Source organism: Helicobacter muridarum (genome assembly GCF_000765805.2).
Taxonomy (GTDB): domain Bacteria; phylum Campylobacterota; class Campylobacteria; order Campylobacterales; family Helicobacteraceae; genus Helicobacter_A; species Helicobacter_A muridarum.
This window is the reverse complement of record NZ_JRPD02000064.1, coordinates 1-839: the sequence shown is the minus strand read 5'-3', so window position 1 is coordinate 839 and position 839 is coordinate 1. Positions and strand designations below refer to the sequence as shown.

The following is an 839-nucleotide window of genomic DNA, read 5'->3' as shown; positions in this document are numbered from 1 at the left end:
AAAGAATTGTTATTTATGGCAATCTCATTATTGCACTCATTATTTGCAAAATCCACACTTTTAGCTACACTAGCAGTAGCCAAAAGACTAGATTCTGATACTTTGTTGGATATTGCCTTGCTAGATTCTGTGCCTGTATTGATAGATTCTTTGTGATGTAGCACATTATGATGTTGAGCCACCGCCTTATCATTGGTGGAATCATTGCGAATTGCATGAGGACATAAGCCCGATGCGGGAGTTTCTGCGACTAAATTCCCGCTAGAGTCTTGCGCAATAGTCTTGTTATCTTGGGGCTTTAGCTGATTACCCTTATTTTTATCACTTAAAACGCTTGTTTTGCTATGTTGAGCCAAGACATCTCTTACATCATATCCCGCCTCTTTTTTGTCATCTTGATTTTCTCCTTTGCCATGTTGAGCCACCGCCTTATCATTGCTTTGAGGGCTAAGAATCTCATTATCGCATTCATCGCTCCTCGCATTCTTAAGGCTAATCTCCCCATTAGCCCTATATGCATTTATAAAAGCCTCTGCTTCTTTACTTATAGCCTTAATATTGTATTTATCCTCTTTTTTGCATACCTTTACAATGGCTTCTATTCTTTGATTATGGATAAAAGCCTCTGCTTCTGCTTCGCTTTTAAATGGCTCACTCCAAATGCGCAATACTTTTCCGCCACGACCTATGCCGTTGATATAAATAAAAGGTAAAATTTTACCTTTTAATGTGCAAAATTTTTTGCCTCGCTGTTTTGCACGAAAACATGCTTTTTCTAAGCTTTTTTTAACGATATTATTTTGCAAAGCAAACTCTTTACTACTTAGCCATTGTTTCAT

Annotated in this window: 1 pseudogene; it reads right to left on the bottom strand. The window is 37.5% G+C overall.

The features are described 5' to 3' along the window. Nucleotides 1–839 (bottom strand): annotated as a pseudogene (locus LS73_RS09900) (hypothetical protein); the annotation flags it as partial.